General features: G+C 60.5%; 17 protein-coding genes. 11 read left to right on the plus strand and 6 right to left on the minus strand.

Annotated elements, in window-relative coordinates; all coding sequences use genetic code 11:
- Positions 1 to 53 precede the first annotated feature (53 nt).
- Positions 54 to 995, minus strand: a complete 942-nt coding sequence (locus tag NXT3_RS05605) for a helix-turn-helix domain-containing protein (RefSeq protein ID WP_104838927.1) — start codon at positions 993 to 995, stop codon at positions 54 to 56.
- 530 nt (positions 996 to 1,525) lie between these two features.
- On the minus strand, positions 1,526 to 2,422 hold the full coding sequence (locus NXT3_RS05610) for a LysR family transcriptional regulator (protein ID WP_104838928.1): 897 nt from the start codon (positions 2,420 to 2,422) through the stop codon (positions 1,526 to 1,528).
- Positions 2,423 to 2,518: 96 nt separating this feature from the next.
- On the opposite strand from NXT3_RS05610, the gene NXT3_RS05615 reads away from it, so the two are divergent.
- Entirely contained in the window at positions 2,519 to 3,268 is a 750-nt protein-coding gene (locus tag NXT3_RS05615) for an SDR family NAD(P)-dependent oxidoreductase (RefSeq protein ID WP_097528026.1), read from the plus strand.
- Positions 3,269 to 3,787: 519 nt separating this feature from the next.
- On the opposite strand, the gene NXT3_RS05625 is transcribed toward NXT3_RS05615, so the two are convergent.
- The gene (locus NXT3_RS05625; protein ID WP_234828081.1) at positions 3,788 to 4,762 is read right to left on the minus strand and encodes an MBL fold metallo-hydrolase; all 975 of its coding nucleotides are present in this window, start codon (positions 4,760 to 4,762) and stop codon (positions 3,788 to 3,790) included.
- Between the two features lie 76 nt (positions 4,763 to 4,838).
- Between NXT3_RS05625 and NXT3_RS05630 the strand changes: the two genes are divergently transcribed.
- The 5 genes from NXT3_RS05630 to NXT3_RS05650 all read left to right on the plus strand — a co-directional run bounded on the left by NXT3_RS05630 (position 4,839) and on the right by NXT3_RS05650 (position 11,223).
- Entirely contained in the window at positions 4,839 to 5,777 is a 939-nt protein-coding gene (locus NXT3_RS05630) for a LysR family transcriptional regulator (protein WP_158665316.1), read from the plus strand.
- Positions 5,778 to 7,027: 1,250 nt separating this feature from the next.
- Positions 7,028 to 7,663, plus strand: a complete 636-nt coding sequence (locus NXT3_RS05635; protein ID WP_104838930.1) for a DUF1376 domain-containing protein — start codon at positions 7,028 to 7,030, stop codon at positions 7,661 to 7,663.
- Complete coding sequence (locus tag NXT3_RS05640) at positions 7,663 to 7,938, plus strand: hypothetical protein (RefSeq protein ID WP_104838931.1); 276 nt, start codon at positions 7,663 to 7,665, stop codon at positions 7,936 to 7,938. The genes NXT3_RS05635 and NXT3_RS05640 overlap by 1 nt, the downstream gene beginning before the upstream one ends.
- 32 nt (positions 7,939 to 7,970) lie before the next feature.
- Positions 7,971 to 8,525, plus strand: a complete 555-nt coding sequence (locus NXT3_RS05645; protein ID WP_158665317.1) for a hypothetical protein — start codon at positions 7,971 to 7,973, stop codon at positions 8,523 to 8,525.
- A 1,636-nt stretch (positions 8,526 to 10,161) separates the two neighbouring features.
- Positions 10,162 to 11,223, plus strand: a complete 1,062-nt coding sequence (locus tag NXT3_RS05650; protein ID WP_097526546.1) for a porin — start codon at positions 10,162 to 10,164, stop codon at positions 11,221 to 11,223.
- 142 nt (positions 11,224 to 11,365) lie between these two features.
- Here the strand turns inward: NXT3_RS05650 and NXT3_RS05655 are convergent, their stop codons facing one another.
- Positions 11,366 to 12,265 (minus strand): alpha/beta fold hydrolase, encoded by a 900-nt coding sequence (locus tag NXT3_RS05655; RefSeq protein ID WP_104838933.1) that lies wholly within the window; start codon positions 12,263 to 12,265, stop codon positions 11,366 to 11,368.
- A gap of 51 nt (positions 12,266 to 12,316) precedes the next feature.
- Positions 12,317 to 14,380, minus strand: a complete 2,064-nt coding sequence (locus NXT3_RS05660; RefSeq protein WP_104838934.1) for a lytic transglycosylase domain-containing protein — start codon at positions 14,378 to 14,380, stop codon at positions 12,317 to 12,319.
- Positions 14,381 to 14,670: 290 nt separating this feature from the next.
- On the opposite strand from NXT3_RS05660, the gene dapA reads away from it, so the two are divergent.
- On the plus strand, positions 14,671 to 15,555 hold the full coding sequence (gene dapA, locus NXT3_RS05665) for a 4-hydroxy-tetrahydrodipicolinate synthase (RefSeq protein ID WP_097526543.1): 885 nt from the start codon (positions 14,671 to 14,673) through the stop codon (positions 15,553 to 15,555).
- Positions 15,555 to 16,034: an SsrA-binding protein SmpB gene (smpB, locus tag NXT3_RS05670; RefSeq protein ID WP_104838935.1), complete on the plus strand. Its 480-nt coding sequence runs from the start codon at positions 15,555 to 15,557 to the stop codon at positions 16,032 to 16,034. Before dapA ends, smpB begins: the two co-directional genes overlap by 1 nt.
- Positions 16,035 to 16,149: 115 nt before the next feature.
- Here the strand turns inward: smpB and NXT3_RS05675 are convergent, their stop codons facing one another.
- Positions 16,150 to 16,728 carry a LabA-like NYN domain-containing protein gene (locus tag NXT3_RS05675; protein WP_037413672.1) on the minus strand — a complete coding sequence of 193 codons (579 nt, stop codon included), beginning with the start codon at positions 16,726 to 16,728 and terminating at the stop codon, positions 16,150 to 16,152.
- Between the two features lie 465 nt (positions 16,729 to 17,193).
- On the opposite strand from NXT3_RS05675, the gene rpoZ reads away from it, so the two are divergent.
- The 3 genes from rpoZ to NXT3_RS05690 all read left to right on the plus strand — a co-directional run bounded on the left by rpoZ (position 17,194) and on the right by NXT3_RS05690 (position 20,232).
- Complete coding sequence (gene rpoZ, locus NXT3_RS05680) at positions 17,194 to 17,598, plus strand: DNA-directed RNA polymerase subunit omega (RefSeq protein WP_037413674.1); 405 nt, start codon at positions 17,194 to 17,196, stop codon at positions 17,596 to 17,598.
- A gap of 104 nt (positions 17,599 to 17,702) precedes the next feature.
- Positions 17,703 to 19,928: a RelA/SpoT family protein gene (locus NXT3_RS05685; RefSeq protein ID WP_037413676.1), complete on the plus strand. Its 2,226-nt coding sequence runs from the start codon at positions 17,703 to 17,705 to the stop codon at positions 19,926 to 19,928.
- Positions 19,929 to 20,079: 151 nt separating this feature from the next.
- Positions 20,080 to 20,232 (plus strand): DUF3563 family protein, encoded by a 153-nt coding sequence (locus NXT3_RS05690; RefSeq protein ID WP_064506643.1) that lies wholly within the window; start codon positions 20,080 to 20,082, stop codon positions 20,230 to 20,232.
- The last annotated feature ends 168 nt before the right edge of the window (positions 20,233 to 20,400 follow it).

Genomic DNA, 20,400 nt, shown 5'->3' on the forward strand with positions numbered 1-20,400 from the left:
CCAGATGGCTGGCTGCCCCTGAGCGATTGACCTGACTGAAGAGCAATTCCTGCTTAGCGCGATTGCTGTCGCCATTCGCTCGGGGTCTCGCCGGTCAACTGCCTGAACGCCGCAGCGAACGCTGTTTGCGAGGCATAGCCGAGCGCAGCGGCAACCGATGCGACCGACATATCGGGGTCACGCAGCATGTCCATGGCCTGATCGAGCCGGTATTGGCGCAGCCAGGCATGCGGCGAAAGCCCGGTGGTTTCCTTGAAGGAACGGCAGAAATGGAAGCGCGACAGGCCGGCATCCGAAGCGAGAGCAGCAAGAGAGACGTCCGTATCGCTATCCGAGCGTAAGCGTTCGATGGCGCGGCGCAGCACCGTCGGCGACAGGCCACCGACGACTGGCTGCTGGGTGGTTGGCGAGCCGACGTGCGCGACCAGGAGGCGCGTGGCAAGGAGCTCTGTCAGCTGTTGCCTGAACAGTGTATCCAGGGGCCCATTGCCGTCCAGGGCATCGACCGCGCCCAAGAGCAATCGGGATGTAATGGGGTCGGGATGCGCCGTTCGGTCGAGGAGATTGGTCGGGGTCGCGGTATCGGCTTCGTCCGCGACGCGCTTCAGCATTGCGGGAGGAAGATAGAGCTGAACAACATCGACAGGTTTCGGAATATCCCACCGGGAGCTTGATCCGGCCGGAATGATGACCACAACCCCACGACGAAACGTTCCAGGCGAAGCCGATCTTCCTGATCGCCGCTCCATGCGCTGTACCACGCCGTTGTAAGCCATGATGACGTGATCACTCATGGGCTCGACGACGTCGTGCAATGGGTCATGTTTCCAGTGGGCGATCCCGCCACCGGAGGGATCCAATGCCATGCGAAATGGTGTGGTCCCGAGCGCGCGGGCCATCTCCGCATCGGCTGCACGCCCCTTGACATTCGATATGTTGCTCTTTTGCGCCGCGGCCGACGGACCCGAACGATCATGCAAGTTGGGCTTGCTCATGACTGGTGCTCGCCTGGGCTCGTGATTGCTGGAGACGCAGAGGGGTTTGGCCGCAACTATGACGACAGGCACCGCCGGTGTCAACGCGAGCTAAACTCGACTGTTGGTGCGTAAAACGAGGCCAGGTTTGGCGCGCAGGGGAACGCCGGGAGGGCCTAGCCCCAGCAGGGTCCTCCTGCGCGCGAGGTAATTTTTCCTACCGGTTTTGGCGGGCCTGTCGGGCGCGACTTTGAGCGAAGCGATAGCTGTCGCCGTTCATTTTGAGAATTGACGTGGTGGGTGAGGCGATCGAGCAGCGCGCCGGTGACATAGCCCTCGACCCAGACGTCCTGATGACCCAGGCGCCCGGGACCGAATAGTCGTTGGTCTTGTAGCGCACTGGCGACTGGGAGAAGACGCATGCCACGTGGACGCAAGGGGCGGACCACGACGGGTAAGACGCCGTCGATTCTACTGCTGAAGAGGCAGTGCTTGAATTCACCGAGCTTTACACAGGCAGGCCTCATCCCGAAACGCCTCACGGTCGCGACTCACATTATTGCGATCGCTTTCGCTGCTTCAGCGACGAAGTCGCAGAACAGTCTCACCCGCAAGGGCGGGGTGCGCCCGAAAGCGTGCAGGGCATTGAAGGGGAGTTTGGGAAGGGCGACCATTGGCGCGAGATCTACAAGCGTGCCGGACTTCAATTCTGCTGCCACCAAGCATCGTAAAAGGTAAGCCGCACCAAGTCCGCTTTGCGCCGCTTGGATCATCGCAAATCCTGAGTCGCAGTCGACGCGACCGCTAGGGATAAAGCTGGTTCCATCGCCCAAACGCACCGGTGCCACCATGCCGTCCAATGCGAACCGAGCGAACGGCAAACCTGCGAGAGCTTCTGCGGACGCCTGACTGCCCCACCTGCGGAGAAAAAACGGCGATGCAACTACGACCAATGGCAGATCTGCCAGATGGCGTACCATCAGGTCGCCCTGCGTGGGATAGCCCACGCGCAGCACGACGTCGTAGTCCTCTTTGATCAGGTTCACGAACCGATCTGTCAGTCCAACGTCGAGATGCAATTCGGGATGAGCAGCCGCAAAATCGGTAAACACGGCGGGTAGCAACAGCGGCGCCAATTCGCCCGGCATGCTGACTCGCAGGCGCCCCGCCGCGCCTGTGCGCGACATGATCACCTCGTCGCTCGAATTGAGGTCGCGCAAAAGCGGCGCAACTCGTTCGAAAAAGGCCTGACCGTCCTGGGTGAGGGTCAGCGCGCGTGTGGAGCGCAAAAAGAGACGTGTTCCGATTTTCCTTTCCAGCCGCGCCACACTTTTGGAGATCGCAGATGGCGTCGTATTCAAGTCGCGCGCGGCGGCGCTGAAGGAGCCGGCCTCTGCAGTCCGCACAAATGCCATCAGTCCTGACGTCTCGCCCAGCAGATTTGGCAACTTGCACCTCCGGGGCACAAATCATGTGCCCGACATCGATCTAACAGCTCACGGCGCCAGCGTTTATCTCAAGATCAACGGAAATGGAGTTAAGCGATGCAGCACTTTAAAGACAAGGTCGCCGTCATCACGGGTGGCAACAGTGGCATAGGCAAGGCGACCGCGCAGCTGTTTGCGGAAGAAGGGGCGCAGGTCATCATCACTGGTCGACGGCAGGACGTTGTCGATGAGGCGGTGGGCGAAATCGGCCACAGCGCGATCGGCATTGTTGGCGATGTCGCTGACATCGCGCACCATCAAACTCTCGCGGAGACGGTCAAGAACCGCTTTGGCGGCCTGGACATCTACATGGCCAATGCCGCTATCATTAATCTCGCAGCTTCCGGCAACATCACGCCGGAAGAGTACGACCGGCACTTTGCCATCAACACGCGTGGGGTGTTCTTCGGCGTACAGACGATCGAGCCGCTGATTCGCGACGGCGGCAGCATCATCGTCACGAGTTCGCTGGCCGCGACGAAGGTCCTTCCGGATCATACCGTCTATGCCGGTACAAAGGCAGCAGTCGCAGCATTCGCCAAGAACTGGACGATCGAGTTCAAGCCGCGGCGGATTCGCGTCAACATCCTGAGCCCAGGACCAGTCGACACCGCCATTCTCGGCAAGCTCGGTGTTTCGGAGGCCGAGCGTCCGGCATTCGAACAGCACATGGCGTCACTCATTCCGGCAGGGCGGCTGGGCCGGCCTGAAGAACTCGCGCGCGCAGCTCTTTTCCTCGCCTCTGAGGCGGGTAGTTTCGTCAATGGCATAGAGTTGCATGTCGACGGCGGCATGACGTTGGCTTGAAACGCCGGCGCCATTTCCTGTTCGCTGCCTGCAGAAAGGGTTTTCCGGAGCTTGTTCAGGTCGAGGTGGGCGCCCCGCTTCCTTCTCCCTCGCGCTTGAACCGGCCATCTTGCGAGCGGTAATTGCTTCTGGCATTTCACTTAAAGCAACGCCCGCTAACTCGCCATACTATCTGGCCCGTGGTTTCAAGCTGATCGAGAGCAATGTATCAGGACTGAACGTGTTTTCGATCCAGCGATGCGTCCGTCAACGCCTCAAGACCGGAACTTCGACGTACTGTCGGCAAATGGCCGCATTGGGTCGAGAGTTCGCCTTCATCAGCGTCTCAGGTGGGTGGGGACCGGAAGTCCAATACGCAGTTGCCGGGTGACCGCTTGGCGCGGCAGAAGCAGCCGCTGGCTACCAGCAGCAAAGTTCCTCCGCATGGTTAGAATGGAACGTCCCAACGGGACGTTCCGGTACCAGCCAATGCACCTGGTGGTTAAGTCTGAGGGCTCGAATGCGCCGCAGGCCGCCTCGTTACTCTACATAGTTCCAGGGGATGAAGCGGTAGAGAGTTGTGTCTCTGGCTACGTGCCCGATGCCGGGGAACGGAAGATGAGCACCTGCGACGAGATAACGTCCATCAGCGGCGTCTGCCAGGGCCAGCGCACGGGTTGCTGCCGCGGCAGTTCCGTCGACATCGAAGGTGACGAACACGTCGGGCTCATCGAACTGGACATAGTCACCGTGGATCACATCCCCCCAGAAGACCAGCCGCTGACCATCGTTGGCCTTTAGAACGATCGAACTGTGCCCCGGCGTATGGCCGGGCCTCAGGATCGAGCCGAAGTTCGGCAGGGGATCGGCGTCGTCGGCGAAACGCGCAACCTTGCCCGTTGCGATGTAGGGAGCGAGGGCATCATGTGCGCGTTGAAGATCCTTGCCTACCTCTTCTGTAACGGACGTAAGGCCTTCGCGATCGATCCAGAACCTGTACTCCCGATCAGCCACGTGAATGGTCGCTTTCGGCAGCTGCGGCTTGCCATCTACGGTGAGGCCGCCGGAGTGATCGGCATGGATATGAGTCAGGATGACCGCATCGACCTGATCAGCCCGGTAGCCCGAGGTTTCGAGGTGCTGGATAAGCTTGCCAGCGGCAGGCCCGAATAGGGTACCAGTTCCTGCGTCTATCAGAACAAGACGCTCGCCGTCGTTCACCAGATAGGCGTTGATGGAGATGTGCGGCTCCTTGCCGAGAAAATTCTCGTCGAGCTTGCGTTGCAGCGCGTCGATCGGCTCGTTCTGATAGATTTTCGCCATGGGCAGCGCCATCGTGCCGTCCGACAAAGCCGTGACTTCGAAGTTGCCGAAGCGGAATCTGTAGTATCCGGCATTTGCGACATTCGAAAGCGGTGCGGCGGAAAATGCGAAGCGCGGCGCGATCGGCAGCAAAGCTGCGGCTGCGAGAAGGCCCAGTGTCTGTCTGCGAGTAGTCATGATCAGCTCCCTCATTTGGATGCGATCAAGGTATCAATTCGCCCCTCCGTCGATTATCCTGTGTCCATGGAAGTCACTGTTCCGGAATCGCATGAAATCCACCCAATCTCCCGATCTCAACAGCCTGCGGATTTTCCTCGAGGTCGCCCGCACGGAGAGCTTTTCGTCAGCGGCGCACCGTCTCCACCTTCCGCCGAGCACGGTCAGCCGGCGTCTGCTGGAACTCGAAACCGTACTCGGCACGGCGCTGTTGTTGCGCTCGACGCGGCGCGTCTCATTGACCGAGGCCGGGAGACAGTTGTTCGATTCGATCAGCGGGGCTCTGGAGACTGTTGATCGCGGCATTGCTAACTTCCGTCCAGTAGACGGAGCGGTCCGCGGACGCCTTCGGGTTGCGACGTCCTTCAGCTTCGGGCGCGCCTTCCTCCCGTCGATTCTGGCACGCTATGCAGAGCTTTGTCCGGACGTTCAGGTCGACGTGCAGACGACGCATCAGAATATCGATCTGATCGGTGAAAGCGTGGACGTGGCGCTCCGGATGGGGCAGCCCGCCGATAGCGACATGATTTATCGAAAGATTGGGACGATCGAGCAGCGTCTATACGCCGCGCCGGCCTTCTGGGCCAGGCTGACTTTGTCTTCGCCCGAGGACTTGGGGGATGTCGCATTGGTCGCGCACCGGATTCGCATGCGGCGAGAGCGGGTCCACTGGACATTGTCGAATGGCACCCGGCAATTCACGGTCGAGCGGCCTCCTGCCATCGTAGTTGACGATCCCATCCTTGTTGAAGGCCTGGTCAGTCAGGGCCTCGGCATTGGGCTGCTGAGTGATGTGCTTGCAGCCGACGGCGTCGCGACCGGCCGGCTCGTTCAGGTCCTTCAGGACTGGTCGGGGCCTCCTGTGCCCCTCTATTACCTGTATCATCAGCAATTAGGTGATCTGCCAAAAGTAGCGGAATTCCTGAAAGCAGCTCGCGATACATTACGGACCAAATCAGCCCGACCGGGCGCTGAGACCATTACAACGTAGTGGCAGACGTGAGCCGCAGGGCACCGCTTCTCGGGACAGCACCGGACATGGCGGAGTTTTCCTCCAGGGGACCGCTTCGGGTCGAGAATTCGCCTTCATCAGCGTCGCGGGTGGGTCGACAGCAGCCGTACCGTTACGAGCGTTCTGCGCAGCGCATCGGCGGTATTCCCGTTCGGTGCTCAAAGCTCGCAAAGTGTATCATCGGGAACCGCTGCCGGAACGAGGCGCATGTGGACTGCCCCTTTCGATGTCTGCGGGTTCCTCGACGTCGTCGAGGCCGAGGTCTGGCGGGCGAAAGGAGGTAGTCAGACCAGCTTTGCATGAATCGCTTAGATCGCCGTGCTCAATCATTAAGGTCATGACCCACTGCATGCGTAGCTCAGGGACCAGCGATGGGGCCTAGCAGACACCTCGGAGAAGATCTAGCATGGCTGCTTAGCCTCTTAAGCTCAGCAAAATCGTTTTCATGTTTACCGACCTGGAAATCAACTCTCACGTGTTGGACTTTTGTGTGCGGCGGCGTTACCGCGTTGGGTGACTTATAACAGTCGAAGCCCACTTCGATTCGTTAAGGGTTTTTATTCCGGCGGACAGGGAATATGACGACAGGCTGATCAGTGCATGGTCGCAATCGATCATGCACGCGATTTTGGTCGAGTCGGCGATTCCGCGCAAACCGCTGTGTGATCTTCCATTCCCACGCCCGCTTGGTTCAACGCCCGTCATCGCCATTCCCGTAATGCGTCTCGCGATGTTTATCGCGGATCACGCGGCGACTTCCTGTCTACTCCGCCTGAACTGCGACGAGGAAATCGTCGCCGAAGTGACGCCGACATCGGCAAGGTCACGAACGCAGTTGTAGAGGATAGAATGTTCGACCGAAATGCACGAAGTGGAAGTGCCAAGCGCCACCCAATATCTCACTCCCGATGTTCCGACCCCGACGAGATCGCATCCCACAATCTTTGCCGGGGTGACGAGCCGGCATGCAAAACTTGCTGCAATGCTATGGGCAGGGATTGTGCGCTCCGAACGTCGGCGACACTCCATTGTGACCGCGCCGGTATTCACGCCGCAGAAATGATCCGCGACATCATCTCGAAAGCCGCCTGCAAGGAGATCGTTCACGCGGTCTGCAGGCAGCTCCGCCGGCGGTATTTCGCCGAAGCGGATCCACACATTTACGCCGTCACTGCCACGCGTCGCAGCGGGGCTTCGGCACAGCCTTCGTTGCTCTAAGGAGGGTCCGCATGAGCCGACGAACCATGCCTTATCACAGGCGCTACCACGGCGATGCGCTGCAGGGATATCGCCGCCTCACGCTTGAGCAGAGAGGCGCCTACACGACGATTCTCGATCTGATTTATGACGCATGCGGACCAATCGACAACAACGAACGATGGCTGGCTGGCGAGTTGAATTGCTCGATCGGGAAGGCGCGTGCACTCATCTCTGAGTTGATCAAATTGCGGAAGATTTTCATCAATACGCAGGGCCAAATCAGCAATCATCGTTGCGAGGTCGAGATAGAAAACTCGCTGAAAATTTCGCGAAAAGCATCTGAAAGCGTCGCGAAACGCGAAGAAAAACGGGCTGAGAAATCTAAATTCATCAATTATTTCAATAAAACCGCGCATCGTTCGATCAACGATCGATCATCAATACCAGTACCAGAGCCATATAAGGATAAAGATACGGATAGGTTGATGCATAGTGATGAGGGCCAAGCAGACAACCTTGCCGACAATCCACCCACGCAGCAGCCATGGTTCAACGGAGCCCCCGAACAAGACAATCACCCAAGACTTGCCGCGGCGCCGGCTCGTGGAAGATTTGGACGCGCTGAGCTCGACGCCCTGCTTGCTGCCCGAAGACGGAGGCACTGATGGCGACGAGGATGCAACTCACGAAGCCTGCCGACAGGCTCAAGTCGGCGAAGAGCGAGGAGGTATTGTCACCCCTAAAGGAAATCGGCAACGAACAGCTGGGAGCCGAAGTACATGGCAGTGAGGTGGGACACTGCCGCCGAGCCAATGTCGGTGGCGTTCCGGAGGCGTTTCGTCAATCCGACGCGGCTGATGTTCCTCTCCGGGATGGCCACAACCTCGCCGCAGAGCAGATCGCCCGTCCCGCAAGGTTCGGGCAGACATCGACGCAGTGACGCCTGGCGAGGACCAGAAGGCGGCGTATTCGATGGCGGCAAGAAAGGCGCAGGACAGGGAGGTTTTTTCACCCCTAAGGAAATCGGCGACGGACAGCTGGGAGCCGAAGTGCATGGCAGCGAGGTGGGACACTGCCGCCGAGCCAATGTCTGTGGCGTTCCGGAGGCGTTTCGTCAGTCCGACGCGGCTGATGTTCCTCTCCGGGATGGCCACAACCTCGCCGCAGAGCAGCCTGGCGAGGACAGAAGGCGGCGTATTCGATGGCGGCAAGAAAGGCGCAGGGAGGGAGGTTTTTTCACCGAAATCGGCAACGGACAGCTGGGAGCCGAAGTGCATGGCAGCGAGGTGGGACACTGCCGCCGAGCCAATGTCTGTGGCGTTCTGGAGGCGTTTCTTCAGTCCGACGCGGCTGATGTTCCTCTTCAGAGTGCCCGTGGGGGGCATCGCGGCTTCAATCGGCATTCATGGCGTGGACGGAGGAGCACCCGAACCCCGCAAGTGCGGCTGCCCAGCACGCAAGATCAACGCAGCGATGACCGTCGCCCTGGCATCGCTTGTGCCCCGGATCTGGAGTTACCAAGGATGAAAGCCGCAGAGTTTGACTGCCCCACTGGCCCCCCCCGGATTCGCGACCGGATTGTTTAAAGCTCGGCAGCAATTCCCTAGAACCCGTTGATCCGATGGACTGGACATGGCGTAACATCGATCTCATGAGACCGGAAAGTTGAGATCAGTGAAATCGCACGGCCTGGATCGACTCACACCAGCTGAATCCGGCGGGGCACTACACGTCGGATGTGCGGAGACGCATCATCGTCTCCGCCGCCATCAGAACCGGCAGTGGCGCCAGGCCAGACACGCCACTTTTGAACCGCCGGATGCCAACGCTAGCCGACGAACCGGTAACGGAGATATACGAGTGAAATACAACGATGTCCAATCCTGCGCATCTCCGAGCTCGCACATCACTTTGGCTCACATTAAAATGTGCGATGAACTGAGAAAACGCCATCCGGTCCGTTCCCTGCGGATCTGCAGCAAGTGCCGGGAGTGAGACCCAACAATGCAACCGCCGCAGCAGTTAGAGGATCTGAACGACCGCAAGAGGGTATGGCGATATTGGCTATCCAGCGCTTCTACTTGGAGGCGTTGTGTTTGGTGCGCGGCGCATTAAGAGAAGTTCACGCCGTCTCAATGACTTGTGAGGTGGCCGGAGAACTGCGCCAGCCTCGCCGCGACTCGACTTCAAATATATCGGAAACCTCATTGCTCCGCACCCGGACATGGAGAGAACAACTTGGCTTCGTTGTCTGCGATTGCGTGGCCTGATCTGCCAGCGGATCGGGTCGGACGCTTCTTTCTATTCGCAAGCTGGCGTGAGCGATTCGGTGGGAGCATGAGGACATCAAGGCACGGTAAAAACGGTCTGTTGCTGACGAATGCTCTCGTACATCCGGAAGAACTGAAGTTTTTTGCGGGTACCGCTGCGGGCATTGATCGAAAGGCGTCACTTCCTGCAAACCGATATATCAATTGCTTAGGGCGGTGAATTCGAAAGACTTCTTCTCCGCCATATTCCAACAAAGCCCTTCACTTAGCTGCTGACCGTGTCCCGGCAGAGCTCACATCAACACTTCGCTCGGCGCCCGTCGAAGCGCCACTTCATGGTGCCATTGCCGGACGACTTCTCGCGTAAGGGTGGGCCAGCCTAACTTCCCCTCGGGTCTCTGCGCGAGTCGTCGGACATGCGCGAATCTCCAGCCGCTGATTCTCCGGGAATCGCTCGAAAAAGGCCTCGGCTCCAGCTCCCCGGATGCCCGTCCTGGCGAGTCGAGACTTGTGCGAAGGCGGCGCGCCGTAGCTTCGCTGCCCGGTTTTGCCCCTGTTTTCGGCCTCATTCTGCCTCTTTCTGAAACAAAAACGATCTCGCGGGTCTCCGCTAACTCCCCATGGCTAAAGGATTTTCTTAAGGCTTTGTTAAGAACCCCGGGCCGTCTTGGGCGATTTTGTGTCGTTTCAGCAACAGGGATCAGGGAAGGGCGGCGCAAAGGAGTTGATCTGACAAGTTGGACATTGCGCGCCCCTCTCCGTTTTGTATTTTCAACTCCGGAAGCAAGGGCGGTTGATCGTCCGACTTCTTGAACGTTGGGGATGGGGCAGGGAACGCTGTCCTTCAGCAAAGAAACCCAGACCCGTTTGAAACTTTTGACTGGAGGTCAGAAATGAACATCAAGAGCCTTCTTCTCGGCTCCGCTGCTGCTCTCGCAGCAGTATCCGGCGCTCAGGCTGCCGACGCTATCGTCGCTGCCGAGCCGGAGCCCATGGAATATGTCCGCGTCTGCGACGCTTTCGGCACGGGCTACTTCTACATCCCGGGCACGGAAACCTGCCTCAAGATCGGCGGCTTCATCCGCGTACAGGGCGACTTCGGCCGTGACGCTGCTGACAACCGTTTCAACCTTGAAAACGATAACGATGGCGACGGCTTTGCGGACGGTCAGTCCACGTCGGACTGGGATGTCTTCTCCCGCGCTTACATCTCGTTCGACGCCAAGAGCGACACTGAATACGGCACGCTCACCGGCTTCTTCGCTGCTGAGTTCAACGCCGACAACGACACCGATGCTGGCGACAGCCTGATCGACGTCGATGAAGCCTACATCCAGCTCGGCGGCCTCAAGGCCGGCTTCTTCTACAGCTGGTGGGATAAGGGTCTGAACGGTGAAACCGACTCGATCGGCGAAAACACCGAGTTCAACTCGATCGCTTACCTCTATGATGGCGGCACCTTCCAGGCCGGTATCGCTGTAGACGAACTCGAAGGCGCTACCACCAAGGCTAACGGCGTTGGCGTCGAAGGTATCGTCTCCGCTACGCTCGGCGGCGTAGCTTTCGACCTGCTCGGCAGCTTCGACACCGAAGTTGAAGAAGGCGCAATCCGCGCTTTGATCTCCGCAGACATTGGTCCGGGCACCTTGCAGGCTGCTGCGATCTGGGCATCCGATCCGAACGCTTATTGGGCTGACTCCGAGTGGAGCGTTGCTGCTTCGTACCGCTTCAACGCAACCGAGAAGTTCGCAATCACCCCCGGCGCTCAGTACTGGGGTGACCTGAACGATGGCGCTGGCGGCTTCGACTCCGGTGACGATCAGTGGCGCGTTGGTATCACGGCTGATTACCAGATCACCGAAGGCCTCGCTTCGCGCTTCACGATCAACTACACGGATCCGGATGACGCTGAAGAGCAGGTCAGCGGCTTCCTCCGCCTGCAGCGTGACTTCTAATCTGACTTGACCTCGGTCAGTAGAGAGAAGCCCGGCTCTTGAGCCGGGCTTTTTCTTTGCGGGGTTGGGGATGCCGCGACACTGAATAGGACCCCTGTCATGCCTCACCAGCCTGGGGATCCGGGGGGCACAGGAATATTCGTCAGCTTCGAATAAAAGCGGCGATTTCGTCTTTGAGGCCATCGACGTGCAAAAGCGGAGCGTGGCCCTGGCCGGGCGCGGTGACCGCAACGAGGCCGGGATGCCGCCGGGCCATTTCCTGCACCGTCGCCGCACTCAGCAATCGTGAATGCTCGCCGCGAACGACCATTGCCGGGATGCCTGCAAAGGCTTCGAATTGCGGCCACAGCGACGGCAGCACGGCTTCGCCGGTCAGGCCCTTCAGTTGCGCAGCGATCGCCGGGTCGAAGTCCGCGATTGGAACCCCGCCGACGTCGCGATAGATCGCATCCGCCATCTCTCGCCAGTCCTGTGAGCCGAGACGGGGGAAGTCTGCTCCGTGGATGCGCTGGAGGAAGTCTGGGGCCTCCGCCCAGCTACGCGGGCTCGCTGGAGCATTGAGGTAATCCCTGATCCTCAGCAGTCCTTCGATCTCGATCACCGGAGCGATGTCGTTGAGCACGACCCGGCCGATGAGGGCAGGGGCGGACATGATGAGGTGATGCAGGATGAGCCCGCCTCGCGACGTGCCGATGAAGGTTGCCTTGCTTATGCCGAAATGGGCGCAGGCGGCGACGACATCCCCGGCTTCGACGGCGATCGTGTAACGGGACTTGTCGCTGTCACGCTCCGACTGTCCCCTGCCGCGATAGTCCAGCGTGACAACGGGAAAAGCACCGCCGTCGGGCGAGGCAAGGAAAGCTGCCAGAGGATGAAAATCGCGGCTGTTGCGCGTCAGCCCGGGCAAGCAGACGATGGGCGTCTTCGCGTCACGGCCTATGACTTCGCTGCCGTAGCGTCTGCCATAGAGCCTGAGGCCGTCCCTCGCGCGAAAATAGTGCTCCCGAAACAGTTGTTTCTCACGCACCGGATGCTCTCGCATGGCTCCATCCTTCGGTTTTTCGGAGATTGTCCCTGCCTGCGGCGCTGCGGCTCAGGAAGGATTGCGGCCCATCCTCAGGTCGGCGACGATGTCCGCCTTCTGCCCGAGACGGGATTTGTAGACCTGGTAGTTCTCCATCACCCGCTGAACATAGTTGCGGGTTTCCTCGAAGGGAATCCGTTCGATCCAGTCGACCACCTCGTCGATCGGCTTGCCGCGCGGGTCGCCGTAGCGCGCCAGCCATTCCGGCACCCGGCCGGGTCCGGCATTGTAGGCGATGAACGTCAGGATGTAGGAGCCGCCGAAACGGTCGATCTGCTCGCCGAGATAGTGCGAGCCGAGCGTCGCGTTGTAGCCGGCGTCGCTCGTCAGCCGGTCCTTGGAATAGGCAAGGCCGTAGCGGCTGGCGACACCCTTCGCCGTCGCCGGCAGGAGCTGCAGCAGGCCGCGGGCATTGGCGGCCGACACCGCGGCCGGATTGAAGGCGCTTTCCTGGCGGGCGATGGCGTAGGCAAGTGCCTTGCCGGCGCCGCTGATATTGGCGTCCGTCGGGATCACGCCGAGGGGGAAGGCGAGGGCGGCGACATCGATGCCGCGGCCGAAGGCGATCTTGCCGATCTGCAGGGACAGTTGATGATTACCCGCCTTTTCCGCCCTTGCCGAGAGAATGGCGAGTTCACCTGGATCGGTCAGGTCCTCGGCAAGCGCGCGGTAGAGGCTTTCCGCGCGCCAGCCGTGGCCGGCGGCTTCCAGGCGTTCGATTGCTCGAACGGCTTCGCGATCTTCGAGCCGGGCGCGATCCTCAGGGGTTGGCGAGGGATAGGCGACGTTGAGGGCTGAGCGGCCGAGCCGAGCCGCGGCGAGCTGGCCGTAGAAGGTGCCGGGATAGCGGGCGGCGTTGGCGAAATACTCGTCCGATTTCCCAGGGCCGCCGGCCTCGGCGGCGCGTCCCAGCCAATACCAGGCCCGCGACGCCGAAATCGGCCGGTTCGACGTCGCCAGGATCTTACGAAAGTGTCGCGCCGCCGTCGTTGGATCTTCAAGCCCGCGCAGCGCGTACCATCCAGCATGGAACTCAGCGTCCACGATGTCGGTCGCATCGATCGCAGCATGATGGGCGGCAACCCGGTAGGCTCCGCGAAAATCGCCCTTGTCGAGCAGGCCGCGGCTGACGATCCTTTGTTCGGTCCACCATTCGCCCGCATCGACGAGGGCGTTGCTGTCCTTCGGCGCCAAGGCAAGGAGCTCCGCCGCTTCCTCGAATTTCTCCTGCTTGCGCAGATATTCGACGCGCAGGAAGAGATAGGCCGGGTTGTCGCGCCAGGATGCATCGACCGCTTCGATCAGCGCCGCCGCCTTGCCGTTGCCGCGGACCACCGCAGCCCAGGCTCTATAGAGCGATTGTGCCTTGCCCAGGTCGCTGAACCTCTGCGCCTGTTCGACACGGCTGCGATAGAGAAGCATCTCCATGCGGCGCCGATGGTCGGCAGGCGTCAGCAGGGATGAGAATTCCGAAAGGATCTTGCTTTCGGTCTCCTTGTCCAGCGCCTCCTTCAGCCAGAAAGCACGAAGGTGGTGTGCCGCCGCGTCAGCCTTTCCTTCGGCCACGAGTGCCCGCGCGAGAATGATCGCGCCCTCTGCCGTTTCAGGCCGGCTCGAACCGAAGGCGGCGACCACGTCTGCCGGACTCGGATTTTCGCGGTAGAGCGCCCGCTCGGAATGGAAGCGCAAGGCCCTTAGGCCGGGCCAGCCGTGAAGCTCGCGCTGCGCTTCGGCGATCTCGTAGGACGGGATGTCCTTCTGCCCGGAAACGGCGATTGCCCAGGTGAGGACATGGCGGTCGAGCGTTCCCGCACGCATGCGATTGCGGACAACCATCGCCTCGGACGGCTGGCGATCGGAGAGCGCATCGAGGCCCGTCTTCAGATCGGAAGCGACGGGTGTGATTGCGGCCCGTATGGCGCCGGTGACCTCATTGGCGACGACCGATGCCGGTGCGGGCGAACCGGGCCTTTTTGTCGGCACGGGGAGCCGGGTCTCGGTCGCAAGGGCGGAGGACGTCAGCATCGCAGCGCCGGAAATGGCGGCGACAGGCAGAAAGAGTGGTCCGCGCATCAAGCCCCGTGCTTCCCCGTTTCTCTCAATTTATTAGCTGCCGGATTCACTAACGAAAAGTTAGCGGACATCCGTCATCGCTGCAATTGCCGGCAAAGGCCGGATCCTCGCATTCCTGGCTGCCCCTGCCGAGCGACGCGCGGTCGAAATTGCAGGAAAACTGCTAGGAAATGCGCCCGTCCGACGCTTGCCGCAGCCATGTCACATGATTATGGTGCGGCAGTTTCTAACCGTCGAATGCGGCCAAAGCGTGGGCGCATGCTTGCCCCCTCAGCCGTCAGGAGTTGTGCATGTTCAAGGGTTCCATTCCCGCACTCGTAACCCCGTTCACGTCCACCGGCGCGGTGGACGCGGCAAGTTTCGTCGCGCATGTGGAATGGCAGATAAAAGAGGGGAGCCACGGCCTTGTGCCGGTCGGCACCACGGGTGAATCGCCGACCCTTTCGCATGACGAACACAAGCAGGTGGTGGAGCTCTGCGTCGAGGCGGCCGCGCGGCGCGTGCCGGTTATCGCCGGCGCCGGCTCCAACAACACGACCGAGGCGGTCGAGTTGGCGCAGCACGCCGAAAAGGCGGGCGCGGATGCCATCCTGGTCGTGACGCCGTATTACAACAAGCCGACGCAGAAGGGCCTCTTCGCTCACTATGCGGCGATTGCCGAAAGCGTGAAGCTGCCGATCGTGATCTACAACATTCCGGGCCGCTCGGTCGTCGACATGAGCGTCGAGACCATGGCCGCGCTGGCGAAGGCCTATCCGACGATCGTCGGCGTCAAGGATGCGACCGGCAAGATCGAGCGCGTCTCCGAGCAGCGCATGGCCTGCGGGAAGAATTTCGTCCAGCTTTCCGGCGAGGATGCGACGGCGCTCGGCTTCAACGCGCATGGCGGTGTGGGCTGCATATCGGTAACGGCGAATGTCGCGCCGCGCCTCTGCGCCCAGTTCCAGCAGGCGACGCTTGCCGGCGACTACGCCAAGGCGCTGGAATATCAGGACCAGTTGATGCCGCTTCACAAGGCCATCTTCCTGGAGCCCGGCCTCTGCGGCGCAAAATATGCGCTTCATCGCCTCGGGCGGATGAGCCGCGCCGTGCGCTCGCCGCTGCTGCCGACGCTCGAGCCGGCGACCGAAGCGGCGATCGACGCGGCTCTCAGGCATGCGGGATTGATGAACTGATGGCACCCAAGGGCAGCGAGCGTACGGTCAGGAAAGTGGTGGCGGAAAACCGCAAGGCCCGCTTCAACTACGAGATCATCGATACCTACGAGGCCGGCCTTGTGCTGACCGGCACGGAGGTCAAGTCGTTGCGCGAGGGAAAGGCCAATATCTCGGAATCCTACGCCACCGACGAGGGCGGCGAGATCTGGCTGATCAATTCCTACCTGCCGGAATATCTCCAGGCCAATCGGTTCAATCACGAGACCCGGCGCCGCCGCAAATTGCTGTTGTCGAAGCGCGAGGTGAACCGGCTGCAGGGCGCGGTCAATCGCGAGGGCATGTCGCTCATCCCGCTCAAGATCTACTTCAACGATCGGGGCCGGGCGAAACTGGAACTGGCGCTCGGCAAGGGCAAGAAGCTGCACGACAAGCGCGAGACGTCCAAGGAGCGCGACTGGAACCGGCAGAAGAACCGTCTGCTGAAGGAGCGCGGCTGAACTGGCCGCGCAACTTTCCGCGGCCGCGCGAGATGCGATCAAGCAGTAGGCGCGATGCATCGTCCCGCCCGCGCCGGAAGGCCGGGCGGAACGAACGGGCTTGAACCTGTTTCTATCAAGCCTCGGCGTCGTTGGAAACGGGCTCGGGCGGGCGTGCCATGCGTTCGGACGGCTCGCGGCCAATCTCGCCCCTCAGCGTCGCCAAATCGATGAAGTGGTCGGCCTGGCGGCGCAGGTCGTCGGCGATCATCGGCGGCTGCGTCGACATCGTCGAGACGACCGAGACCTTGCGTCCCTTGCGCTGCAGCGCCTCGACAAGCGTGGTGAAATCGCCGTCACCCGAGAAGATCACCAGATGATCGACCGTTTCGGACTGCTCCATCGCGTCGATCGCCAGCTCGATATCCATGTTTCCCTTGATCTTACGCCGACCGAGCGAGTCGGTGAATTCCTTCGCCGGTTTGGTGACGACCTTGTAGCCGTTGTAATCAAGCCAGTCGATCAATGGGCGAATAGAGGAATATTCCTGGTCTTCGATAAGTGCGGTGTAATAGTAAGCGCGCAGCAGGTAACCGCGTTTCTGGAATGCCTTCAGCAGCTTTCTGTAATCGATGTCGAAGCCCAGGCTCTTCGAGGCGGCGTAGAGATTGGCGCCGTCGATGAAAAGAGCGATTTTTTCGCGAGGATCGAACATCGTAATTTCCTTTTCCATGCCCTGCGCATTATAGCCGTCTGCCCCCGCAGAAGGCGCGCAGAAAATAGGCGCATTACATTAATAATTGCTGATATTGCAAATAATGTAAGTTATGCCACGCATTAATCCAAGCGGCGTACGGTGCATATAGCAAGTTTTAGCAGTTGCTCCAGTTCATCCACACTTCAATTTACGATTGCTGGTGGAGATTTCGGCTGGCGCCTCCCAAAATACAATCCATATATGTGGACCTCGGCCGCATCGCGGATATGTCGTATTCTATCATGCGGCCGGGAATGATGTGAGCGGCGGGTGCAGGAAAAACTTGAACTTGTGCTGTTTTGATTGTATCCGGGCGACTAATTCCAGAAATCGGAGCTGCAAGTGCCGTCCTGTTGCGGCGTTCCGGTTTCGTGTCGTTAATCCCGCCGCGGCAGCCGCCGCGCTCTCGCAAAGGACAAGGCCATGGCCCGCGTCACCGTCGAAGACTGCATCGACAAGGTCGAAAACCGTTTCGAACTCGTCCTGCTCGCCAGCCACCGCGCACGCCTGATCTCTCAGGGCGCCCCGATCACGGTCGACCGCGACAACGACAAGAATCCGGTCGTCGCCCTGCGCGAGATCGCCGACGAGACCCTTTCGCCGGGCGATCTCAAGGAAGATCTGATCCATTCCCTGCAGAAGCATGTGGAAGTGGACGAGCCCGAGCCCGACGCGGCCGCGATCGCCCAGTCGGAACCCGCCGCTTTTGCGGAGGCTGCGGAAGACGAGGACCAGCCGGAGGCTTTGACCTTCGACCGCATGTCGGAAGAGGAGCTACTGGCCGGCATCGAAGGCCTGGTACCGCCGGAAAAGAGCGACGACTACTGAGATCCGTTCGCGAACAGCCGTTCCAAACGTGTTTTCGAAGCAGTGCGCCACTCATATGATTGGCGCACTTTTTGTTTGTCTGACTGCCATGGAGCCGCCTGCGAATGATGCGCCAATACGAGCTCGTTGAGCGCGTGCAGAAATACAAGCCCGACGTGAACGAGGCCTTGCTGAACAAGGCCTATGTCTATGCCATGCAAAAACACGGGCAGCAGAAGCGGGCAAGCGGCGATCCTTACATTTCGCACCCCTTGGAAGTGGCGGCGATCCTCACCGAGATGCATCTCGACGAATCGACGATCGCCGTTGCGCTGCTGCATGACACGATCGAGGACACGACGGCGACGCGGCAGGAGATCGACGAACTCTTCGGCGAGGATATCGGCGCGCTTGTCGAAGGCCTGACGAAGATCAAGAAGCTCGACCTCGTCACCAAGAAGGCCAAGCAGGCGGAGAACCTGCGCAAGCTGCTGTTGGCGATATCGGACGATGTCCGTGTGCTTTTGGTGAAGCTCGCCGACCGGCTGCACAATATGCGCACGCTCGACCACATGTCGGCGGAAAAACGCGCCCGGATCTCCGAGGAGACGATGGACATCTATGCGCCGCTGGCCGGGCGCATGGGCATGCAGGACATGCGCGAGGAGCTCGAGAACCTCGCCTTCCGCCATATCAATCCGGAGGCCTATGAAACCGTCACGAGGAGGCTGGAGGAGCTCTCCCAGCGCAACGAAGGCTTGATCAAGAAGATCGAGGAGGAACTGAGCGAACTGCTTCAGGCCGAGGGCTTGCGGAATGCTCAGGTGAAGGGGCGTCAGAAGAAGCCCTATTCCGTCTTCCGCAAGATGCAGTCGAAATCGCTTTCCTTCGAGCAGCTGTCGGATGTCTGGGGCTTCCGCATCATGGTCGACGATATCCCCTCCTGCTATCGGGCGCTCGGCATTGTGCATACCCGCTGGCGCGTCGTTCCCGGCCGCTTCAAAGACTATGTTTCGACGCCGAAGCAGAACGATTACCAGTCGATCCACACGACGATCATCGGGCCTTCGCGCCAGCGCATCGAGCTGCAGATCCGCACTAGGCGCATGCATGAGATCGCCGAGTACGGCATTGCCGCCCATGCGCTCTACAAGGATCGCGACGCCCTCACGGGCGATCCGACACGGTCTCCGACGTCGAACGCCTATGCCTGGCTGCGGCGCACGATCGAATCGCTTGCCGAGGGTGACAATCCCGAGGAATTTCTCGAGCACACAAAGCTCGAGCTCTTCCAGGACCAGGTCTTCTGCTTCACGCCCAAGGGGCAGTTGATCGCGCTGCCGCGCGGCGCGACCCCGATCGATTTCGCCTATGCCGTGCACACCAATATCGGCGACACCTGCGTGGGTGCCAAGATCAACGGCCGCATCATGCCGCTCGTCACCCGCCTCAACAATGGCGACGAGGTGGAGATCATCCGTTCCGGCATCCAGGTGCCGCCACCCGCCTGGGAGGAGATCGTCGTCACCGGCAAGGCACGCGCGGCGATCCGGCGCGCCACTCGTGCCGCCATCCGCAAGCAATATGCGGGTCTCGGCTACCGCATCCTGGAGCGCACATTCGAACGGGCCGGCAAGACCTTCTCGCGCGAAGGGCTGAAGCCGGTGCTGCACCGGCTCGGCCAGAAGGAAGTCGAGGATGCGATCGCCGCCGTCGGCCGAGGCGAGCTCTCCTCGCTCGACGTGCTGCGCGCCGTCTTCCCCGATCACCAGGACGAACGGGTAACCGTCAAGCCGAGTGCCGATGACGGCTGGTTCAACATGCGCAGCGCCGCCGGCATGGTTTTCAAGTTGCCGGAGCGGTCGAAGGAGGCAGCCGCGGCGGGGCAGGTGGAGGGCCCGGAAGCGCTGCCGATCCGCGGCCTTTCCGGCAATGCCGAGGTGCATTTCAGTCCCGCCGGGGCCGTCCCCGGCGATCGCATCGTTGGCATCATGGATCGGGACAGGGGCATCACCATCTACCCCATCCAGTCACCGATTCTGCAGAAATTCGACGAGGAGCCGGAGCGCTGGATCGACGTTCGCTGGGACCTCGACGAGGCCAACAATAACCGTTTCATGGCGCGGATCGCCGTAAGCGCCCTCAACGAACCTGGCACGCTGGCAGAGATCGCCCAGGCGATCGCCACCAGCGACGTCAATATCCGCTCGCTTTCCATGGGGCGGGTTGCCGCCGATTTCAGCGAGTTGCAGTTCGATCTGGAGGTCTGGGACCTGCGTCAACTCAATCACCTGATGACGCAGCTCAAGGAGTTGCCGAGCATTTCTCTGGTCAAGCGGCTTTTCGATTAGGCCTCCGCTTCTTGCCTCCTTGGCGAGCAATGCGAGGCATAAAATCGGCAGGTCATGCGCTGCGTGCATGGCTGCCGGTTGATCATGGCGCTGGTAGAACACCGATCGCTAAACTACTTATTCGATCGGGAGGTAAACGAAGAGGTTTGCCATGTTCAAGCAGTTGAAGAAAATCACCCGTGCCCTGCACATCCCCACCATCGAAGAGCGCGAAATCGCCTATCTGAACGGCTCGATCGACCGCATCGACCTCGAATACCGTCAGCGTCAGATCGACCGCGGTCTGTTCCGCAAGGATTTCTGATCCGCAGGTGACCCCATGCTGACGCGTTTTCCGGATCCCATCGATCCGGGTGGCGGAGCGGCTTGGACCACCGTCTGTCGATGCGGGAAGCCTGTTTTCAAGCTATGCATATGCTGAATGGCTCTAAGGGGCACTCCACCCATCGCCCGTCAACCTTGCGCCTTGCGG

Source organism: Sinorhizobium fredii (assembly GCF_002944405.1).
GTDB classification, from domain to species: Bacteria; Pseudomonadota; Alphaproteobacteria; order Rhizobiales; family Rhizobiaceae; genus Sinorhizobium; species Sinorhizobium fredii_C.

Bases quoted from the DNA above. Each gene is read 5' to 3' on its own strand.
- NXT3_RS05605 (WP_104838927.1), bottom strand. From the start codon at position 995: ATGAGCAAGCCCAACTTGCATGATCGTTCGGGTCCGTCGGCCGCGGCG.
- NXT3_RS05615 (WP_097528026.1), top strand. From the start codon at position 2,519: ATGCAGCACTTTAAAGACAAGGTCGCCGTCATCACGGGTGGCAACAGT.
- NXT3_RS05625 (WP_234828081.1), bottom strand. From the start codon at position 4,762: ATGAGGGAGCTGATCATGACTACTCGCAGACAGACACTGGGCCTTCTC.
- NXT3_RS05630 (WP_158665316.1), top strand. From the start codon at position 4,839: ATGAAATCCACCCAATCTCCCGATCTCAACAGCCTGCGGATTTTCCTC.
- NXT3_RS05635 (WP_104838930.1), top strand. From the start codon at position 7,028: ATGAGCCGACGAACCATGCCTTATCACAGGCGCTACCACGGCGATGCG.
- NXT3_RS05640 (WP_104838931.1), top strand. From the start codon at position 7,663: ATGGCGACGAGGATGCAACTCACGAAGCCTGCCGACAGGCTCAAGTCG.
- NXT3_RS05645 (WP_158665317.1), top strand. From the start codon at position 7,971: ATGGCGGCAAGAAAGGCGCAGGACAGGGAGGTTTTTTCACCCCTAAGG.
- NXT3_RS05650 (WP_097526546.1), top strand. From the start codon at position 10,162: ATGAACATCAAGAGCCTTCTTCTCGGCTCCGCTGCTGCTCTCGCAGCA.
- NXT3_RS05655 (WP_104838933.1), bottom strand. From the start codon at position 12,265: ATGCGAGAGCATCCGGTGCGTGAGAAACAACTGTTTCGGGAGCACTAT.
- NXT3_RS05660 (WP_104838934.1), bottom strand. From the start codon at position 14,380: ATGCGCGGACCACTCTTTCTGCCTGTCGCCGCCATTTCCGGCGCTGCG.
- dapA (WP_097526543.1), top strand. From the start codon at position 14,671: ATGTTCAAGGGTTCCATTCCCGCACTCGTAACCCCGTTCACGTCCACC.
- smpB (WP_104838935.1), top strand. From the start codon at position 15,555: ATGGCACCCAAGGGCAGCGAGCGTACGGTCAGGAAAGTGGTGGCGGAA.
- NXT3_RS05675 (WP_037413672.1), bottom strand. From the start codon at position 16,728: ATGTTCGATCCTCGCGAAAAAATCGCTCTTTTCATCGACGGCGCCAAT.
- rpoZ (WP_037413674.1), top strand. From the start codon at position 17,194: ATGGCCCGCGTCACCGTCGAAGACTGCATCGACAAGGTCGAAAACCGT.
- NXT3_RS05685 (WP_037413676.1), top strand. From the start codon at position 17,703: ATGATGCGCCAATACGAGCTCGTTGAGCGCGTGCAGAAATACAAGCCC.
- NXT3_RS05690 (WP_064506643.1), top strand. From the start codon at position 20,080: ATGTTCAAGCAGTTGAAGAAAATCACCCGTGCCCTGCACATCCCCACC.